Source organism: Rickettsiales endosymbiont of Trichoplax sp. H2, assembly GCF_009690945.1.
Lineage (GTDB): Bacteria > Pseudomonadota > Alphaproteobacteria > Rickettsiales > Midichloriaceae > Aquirickettsia > Aquirickettsia rohweri.
Genome location: NZ_NPHZ01000016.1, coordinates 1 through 7,000 on the forward strand (window position 1 = coordinate 1; position 7,000 = coordinate 7,000).

At 27.7% G+C, this 7,000-nt stretch carries 7 protein-coding genes and 1 pseudogene; 6 read left to right on the plus strand and 2 right to left on the minus strand.

Annotated elements, in window-relative coordinates:
- Window positions 1-75 precede the first annotated feature (75 nt).
- The 4 genes and pseudogenes from h2es_RS07435 to h2es_RS07455 all read left to right on the plus strand — a co-directional run bounded on the left by h2es_RS07435 (window position 76) and on the right by h2es_RS07455 (window position 3,317).
- On the plus strand, window positions 76-459 hold the full coding sequence (locus tag h2es_RS07435; protein ID WP_154512792.1) for a response regulator: 384 nt from the start codon (window positions 76-78) through the stop codon (window positions 457-459).
- Between the two features lie 487 nt (window positions 460-946).
- A pseudogene (locus h2es_RS07445) lies at window positions 947-1,582 on the plus strand (IS982 family transposase).
- A 171-nt stretch (window positions 1,583-1,753) separates the two neighbouring features.
- Window positions 1,754-2,941 (plus strand): ATP-binding protein, encoded by a 1,188-nt coding sequence (locus h2es_RS07450; protein ID WP_154512799.1) that lies wholly within the window; start codon window positions 1,754-1,756, stop codon window positions 2,939-2,941.
- A 154-nt stretch (window positions 2,942-3,095) separates the two neighbouring features.
- Window positions 3,096-3,317, plus strand: coding sequence for a hypothetical protein (locus h2es_RS07455; RefSeq protein ID WP_154512802.1), 222 nt, complete (start codon window positions 3,096-3,098; stop codon window positions 3,315-3,317).
- 197 nt (window positions 3,318-3,514) lie between these two features.
- Here the strand turns inward: h2es_RS07455 and h2es_RS07460 are convergent, their stop codons facing one another.
- Window positions 3,515-4,720, minus strand: coding sequence for an ATP-binding protein (locus h2es_RS07460; RefSeq protein WP_154512805.1), 1,206 nt, complete (start codon window positions 4,718-4,720; stop codon window positions 3,515-3,517).
- Window positions 4,721-5,185: 465 nt separating this feature from the next.
- Here h2es_RS07460 and h2es_RS07465 point away from each other — a divergent pair, with 465 nt between their 5' ends.
- Both h2es_RS07465 and h2es_RS08020 read left to right on the plus strand, forming a co-directional pair.
- On the plus strand, window positions 5,186-5,440 hold the full coding sequence (locus tag h2es_RS07465) for a type II toxin-antitoxin system HicA family toxin (RefSeq protein WP_154512808.1): 255 nt from the start codon (window positions 5,186-5,188) through the stop codon (window positions 5,438-5,440).
- 118 nt (window positions 5,441-5,558) lie between these two features.
- A complete protein-coding gene (locus h2es_RS08020; RefSeq protein ID WP_369122811.1) occupies window positions 5,559-5,792 on the plus strand; it encodes a type II toxin-antitoxin system HicB family antitoxin in 234 nt (77 codons plus the stop codon).
- 29 nt (window positions 5,793-5,821) lie between these two features.
- Here h2es_RS08020 and h2es_RS07475 read toward each other — a convergent pair whose 3' ends face one another.
- Window positions 5,822-6,889 (minus strand): site-specific integrase, encoded by a 1,068-nt coding sequence (locus h2es_RS07475; RefSeq protein WP_154512811.1) that lies wholly within the window; start codon window positions 6,887-6,889, stop codon window positions 5,822-5,824.
- Window positions 6,890-7,000: the final 111 nt, after the last annotated feature.

The window sequence follows — 7,000 nt, forward strand, 5'->3', positions numbered from 1 at the left end:
ATCATGATACTGCTTGAATTATTATACAATAATAGATAAGTTAATTTCTATGCTATATGTAATTTTAAAATCTTTATGAATAATAATAGTCAGAAAAGCATACTAGTAGTAGACGACAATCCATATATATTAAAAATATTATCAATGATGCTAGAATTAGCAAATTTCAAGGTTATAAAGGCTCAAGATGGGAAAGAAGCTATAGAGAGAATAATGAATGGATCAGAGGGAGAATTTGATCTAATAATAACAGATTATCAAATGCCTATAATTAATGGACAAGAGTTAGCAGAAACGATAAAAAAGTCTGATGAACATAGTGATATACCAATAGTATTAGTAACTCAAGCAACTGATATTAAATACGAAAATGATAAAAAATATATGGTGTTTGATAAAATATTCTACAAGCCGGTTACTAATGAATTTATAAAGGAAATTAAAAGTTTAGTTTTGTAGAATGATAATAATGCTTATAACTTATGTCTAATTTTTCTTGATGCCATTACATTAAAGGTGCAGTTGTAATTAGTACTATTATTTTATTAGCATATAATATGGGAGGGTTACCATATGTGTTCAAGAGATTACAAATAAAAAGAGTAATAGATTATATAGTTATAACCCGAACTGCAGATAAGAAAAAAGTTGTAAAAGAGAGCAAAAGCCTACTATAAAATAGTTAGCAACAACTATATGGTAAGAAAATGCACTCAGAAATAGATTATATCAGAATATTTTGCGAAGTGGATGATTTTTGTAAAGGATTTGAAGGATGGTATGTAAACAATTGATTAGTGATGGAATGGTAAAGAGAAATAGGTCTTTACAAATGAAGTTATCAGAAATAATAACAATAATGATCAGCTACCATGGCTCAGGAATGGTGTGTTTTAAGCATTATTATTTCTATTTAAAGTCAGAAAGGAAATATTTATTTCAAAATATGGTTCATTGTGATAGTTTTATCAGATATATCAAAAGGGCATTTCCCTGTTTATTATGTATATTTAAAGCGATTGAAGGTGGTATAACAGAGTATATGTTTATAGATGCAACGCCAATGGCAGTATGCAATAATCTGCGGGAAAAAAGACATAAAGTTTTTAAAGATATGGCAGCAAAAGGAAGAACTTCAACATGATGTTTTTTTGGTTTTAAGCTACATATGTTGTTTAACACACATGGAGAGGTGGTCAGACTTGCTATAACGTCAGGTAACATTGATGACAGAGCCCCTGTTCCAGATATGCTGAAAGAAATTTCATGCAAATTAATTGGTGACAAGGGCTACCTATCTAAAAAGCTGTTCAATACTTTATTTGAGCAAGAAACAACTCTTATTACAAAAATTAAGAAAAATATGAAGAACTGTTTGATGCATATTAAGGATAAATTGATGCTTAAGAAGCGGTTACTCGTAGAAACCATATTCTCATCAATGAAATGCTTGCAGATCCTAATTCACTCTAGACATAGGTCTCCTATCAACGCTTTCTCTCATTTTTTAGCTGGCTTAATAAATTATCAGTGGAGACCTGATAAACCTGGTATTGATAAAAATCTATTCATCATTTCTTAACTGCAGCTCGGGGTAGTTATAAAAAATATATACCTCTTTTAAGTGAGTAAATATGATAATAAATAAGACACTCTGAGAAGCACAAATAATATTGAATATATTTAGGTTGGAATAAATAATCTCTGTAAATATAGCTTGCATATTAGGAGTTTATTTCATAGTATACAATGTATGTTACAGAGATTAATTGCAGACAAACTAAAAAAAAGTATGGTGTATATACCTGTTATAGCACTTCTTGGTCCACGTCAAGTCGGTAAAACTACTCTTGCTAAAATGTTAATGCAAAATCAACCTAGTATTTATTTAGATCTTGAAGCATCAGATGACTTATTAAAACTTAGTGACCCAAGTAGCTTTTTTAACATCCATAATGATAAACTCATTATTTTAGATGAAATTCAAAGATTGCCAGATATTTTTACAACATTACGTGGGATAATAGATAAGAATAGGGAGAAGGGAAAGAGGTCAACGAAATTTCTTCTATTGGGTTCAGCATCTATGGAATTATTACGGCAATCATCTGAAAGTTTAGCAGGTAGGATTAGCTATTTTTATATGACGGGTCTTAATGTATTAGAAATTAGCCAAACAAATAGTGATATAAATAAATTATGGCTACGTGGTGGATTTCCTGATAGTTACCTATCTGGGAAAGATAGTATTGCTTTTGATTGGCTGGAAGATTTAATATTAACTTATCTAGAACGTGATATACCGCAGATGGGTTTTCGTATACCGGCAAATCGTCTTCGAAGATTATGGACTATGTTAGCACATTTACAAGGGGAGGTTATAAATTACTCAAAGATTGCTACAAATTTAGAGGTGGATGCTAAGACTGTAAGATACTATCTAAATATTTTAAGTGATTTATTATTAATAAGAAGACTTGAGCCATGGTGCGAGAATGTTAAAAAAAGATTAATAAAAGCACCACGTTATTATATTCGTGATAGTGGTATACATCATAGATTACTGGGGATTAGTAGTCATGATAGCTTATTATCAAATCCAGTATTAGGTAAAAGTTGGGAAGGTTTTGTGATAGAAAATATACATTCTATATTACAACGTTGGTCACAAACATATTTTTATAGAACAAGAGTGGGAGCAGAAATTGATTTGATAATTAAAATGCCGTCATCAAAAGTTTGGTGTGTAGAAATAAAATATGGACTTGCTCCAAAAATCAGTAAATACTTTAGTCGTATATGTGATGATGTAGGAGCAAACAAGAAATATGTTATATATGGGGGAGATGAGGAATTTCCAATTATGAATGATGTTAATGTAATTTTCTTAACAAAGTTTATGCAAAAGTTATTATTAGAATTCTCTACAGCTAAAAGCTAAAAATAGATTTTAGGTATAATTTTTATATGTATATATTTAATAGATAGTTAAATTTATTTAGTTTAGTGAATATTCAATTGCTTATTAGGTAAAAGTAGACTTTCACTATATTAAAGAATAAAATAAAGAAACAATAGTATTAGTAACAAGTAAAATGGAATTAGCTTCAAAAAAGTGTATACCATGTTCAGGAGGTATAACACCAATGGACAAAAAAGAAATAGATAAGTATATAAATAATCTAGGTAATGGTTGGAAGGTAAATTCGAAAGGACACATAAATAAAGAGTATAAGTTCCAAGAAAGTAATAGTATAGAAGGTTTACAGCTTACAATATATTCAATCAGTCATCAATATAATATTTATTTTCCATAATATATATTATCATGCCATTTGTTGTTTTCTATCTTCTATCCTCTAAATTTAAATTTTATTGTCTACCTCCAGTATTTAATTTTTAGTTATTAGATAAGTTTATAATCATGCTCTTCACCTCTACTACTTTGATTTGAACCAGCATCTGTATTCATAGATAATAATAATCTCTTAATCAGATATTATATCAAGCTGAATCAAATAAGCTGAGATAAAAATGTTTTTGCTGGAACTATAATAGGCTCAGTATATTGAAAACAGTCTTTTTCAACATAAGGTAAATCAAATACAATTTGAAATGCATGCTTAGCTCCTGTTTGCTTTTGAAAATAATATAAATTTTTACTTATTGATTCTTTTGCTGAAGATTTTACTTCTACTAAAAACCAAGGTTTATTATTTTCTGTAACTAAAAAATCCACTTCTTTTTTATCTTTATCTCTTAAGTAATATAAGTTGTATTTACCTAGCCCTATATCATTCCAAAAATTTACTGCTTTTAATAAATGGCATGCTATAAAATTTTCTGTTTTTTTACCTTTATCTTCTACTATAGACCAGTCCCAAAGGTATATTTTAGGTTCTTTTAATAGACTACGACTAATATTATAATACCAAGGTATTATGGTAAAGCAATAATAATAGGCTTTTAAAAGCTCAACCCATCTTCTTATTGTTTGATCTGATACTCTGATTTTTTTTGATAAACTACTATAATTTAATAGTTGAGCAGATTGATATTGTAAAATATAAGATAATAATTCTAATTGTGATATCTCATGAATTTGTGAAGAGTCTCTTATATCCTCTTTTAACATTTGCTCATAACGTAAATTTTTCCATCTAGTATAAAATCTTTTGTTTTGCTTAATAAATGGTTCAGGGAATCCTCCAAATTCTAAGAGTGCATCATATAAATCATCTGATATTTTTTTTGGCATAGAAATAGGTTTATCCATAATAGATGTTCTTAATAATTCTGCAATAGAAATAGGGTGAATATTATATAAAAGATAACGTCCCATTAAACTATCTCCTCCTTTTCTGTAAACATCTAATTTACAACTGCCTGTTACAATTATGTGTAATTTTGTTTTATATTCATCTATAAGACCTTTGAGAAATATTTTCCATTTAAAATACTTATGAATTTCATCAAAAACAATTAAAGGTTTTGTTTTTAATATTGCATCCAAAGGAAGTTCATGAAGTAAAGAAGCACCAGACACGATTTGTTCTCTATCTTTTAGTTTATCCCAATTAAAGAATTTAGTATGTTGAAATAAAGTTTTGATACTTGTTGCAATTGTAGTTTTGCCAACTTGTCTAGGACCTGCAAGAAATATCATCTGGTCATAAGATGTTAAATGTTCTTCTATTACATATTGGTAGATTCTTTTCATTTAGTAGAGCAATTAATAATAAATTACATATATAATACGTTATCAATATCGAATAAGTCAAGACTATTTCGATATTGATCTTGATTGCATTTAATTAAGTTATAGCTGAAATAATATATAAGTGCTAAGAATTAGTACTTTTGCCTCCAAGTGAAGTACCGAGAAGCATAATGTGGATACTTTTTTGTAATTAAAGCTGTTATGTAGTTTTATGGGAATTAATACCTACATCTTAATTTATAAAAATTGTATTGATATTCCAATTCCAGTTCAAATTTTTAATAAAGCTTCAAAAGTTTTACCCTATTCTAAAACGCTAAAAATTTTTATATGATCATATGAGGATATGCGTTCTGAATGAGATGTTTGACAGCAATATTGAAAAGAGAAGTATTATTTTAAAAAATAGTTGGCAAAATAGATAGTAAATATTATAGTACTACTATTTGATACTATATATCATGCATGAATAGTAAAAGTAAGAAGATCTTGAAGTCAATATTTGCTAATCCAATAAAAGCAAATATTCTATGGGTAGATATTGAAAAATTAATGGTTGATTTAGGAACTTCAATACGTGAGGGTAAAGGTTCTGCTGGAGTATTTATTTATAAAAAAACTATTTTTCCTTTTTATAGACCACATCCTCAAAAAGAAGCAAAAAGGTATCAAATAAAGTTATTAAGAAAATATTTAACAAATAATGGTGTAAAATTATGAAAAAATATATTTTATATTACAAAGGATATGCAGCAGAATTATGTTTAGACACGCAGGATAAAATTATTGTAGGACAGGTTATTAATACAGCTGATATTATATCTTTTCATGAGAAACAATAAGAGAGGCTGAGCAAGCTTTTCATGATGTACTTGATAGTTATTTAGAAGCTTGTAATCAGGAAAATATCCAGCCTTCTAAACCATATTCTGGTAAATTTAATTTAAGAATACCTTCAAATTTACATAGAGATTTAAGTATTAATGCAATTAAATCAAATATGAGTCTTAATGAGTATACAGAGAATTTAATTGCTAAAGGTCTAGAAGAACAATCTAAACACGTTAATTGAGTTTTTAGAGTTTCCAGACTTTTTAGAAATTAAAGAAATTTTTTAATATTAATTTTTATTTTATTGTAGAATTTATAAGTTGTTTTAAATTGTAAATATTTTTTTAAAATACTATTAAATTTTTTAGAGGATGATTTTGGAGTGATCATCATATTGGTAGCATTATTTTCTAATAAAGAATGATCGTGAGTATAATCATCAATCATCTTAGAGGATTTGTGGCGAGTGGTTTTCATAATAATATGATTGCGTATACCTGAGCTAACAGCAGTAGTAACAAAACCACGCCTTAAAGAATGTCCTGCAATTTTAGATGTATCAAAATCTATCTTTGCTGAATGTTTTTTAGTAATTCTTGCTACATCAATGCAGGAAAGTCTAATACCTGTCACTTTATCTGTTTTGTTTACAGAGCAAAATACTGCTTCATTATTATTAATTTTTTGCCAGGCTTTTAGGTGCTTTATTGGACAAAATACTTTTCTTTTGAGTATAGCTATTTTTTGACCTTCACCAAATTTATCAGTTTTACTTTGTCTAATATTTATAATTATTCCTTCTTTAATGAAGGAAATATCTTGCCAGTTAAGTTTAACGAGTTCAGACCTACGCATAGCAGAGAACCAACCAAATGTAAGAAGAGCCCTATCTCTAATTCCCATATGAGTATTTTTAGGAATATGTTGTAATATTTCTTCTAAATCTTTAAGTAGAATAGGATCCTTACCTTGTTTTGCAATACCTATTTTTCTTCTAATTCCTTGCCATACAATTTTAAATTCTTTGTCTTGAAGGTTGATATGAATATTTTTGGTCTCACTATATTTATAAATAGCGCTAATTTTTCTTTGAATTGTCGAGGCTTTATAATTTTCTTCTGCAAGGAATGTTATGTAGGCAATTAGTGTATTATGAGTGATATTCAGAGAATTAATATTTAGAGATTCACACCAAGTACAAAAAATTTTCCAATCACTATGATAGTTTTTTATCGTATTTTTTGCAAAAGCATGACGTGCATAATCTTTTACTTTTTCTTGTAAATTTCCAACAATTATAGAATTTTTATTGTCATTAATATTTATGAAATTATTCATAATTTATTATAGTGTTTTATAAGGGTCATTATAGAACATTATTATTTATTTAACAAATTTTGTTTTTGTAAAAATTATTATGATTTTAAAAAGTGATTTTAGAAAATTTAT

What these genes read in the sequence shown, in the direction of transcription:
- h2es_RS07435 (WP_154512792.1), top strand. Translation starts at nt 76, where the DNA reads ATGAATAATAATAGTCAGAAAAGCATACTAGTAGTAGACGACAATCCA.
- h2es_RS07460 (WP_154512805.1), bottom strand. Translation starts at nt 4,720, where the DNA reads ATGAAAAGAATCTACCAATATGTAATAGAAGAACATTTAACATCTTAT.
- h2es_RS07455 (WP_154512802.1), top strand. Translation starts at nt 3,096, where the DNA reads ATGGAATTAGCTTCAAAAAAGTGTATACCATGTTCAGGAGGTATAACA.
- h2es_RS07475 (WP_154512811.1), bottom strand. Translation starts at nt 6,889, where the DNA reads ATGAATAATTTCATAAATATTAATGACAATAAAAATTCTATAATTGTT.
- h2es_RS07465 (WP_154512808.1), top strand. Translation starts at nt 5,186, where the DNA reads ATGAATAGTAAAAGTAAGAAGATCTTGAAGTCAATATTTGCTAATCCA.
- h2es_RS07450 (WP_154512799.1), top strand. Translation starts at nt 1,754, where the DNA reads ATGTTACAGAGATTAATTGCAGACAAACTAAAAAAAAGTATGGTGTAT.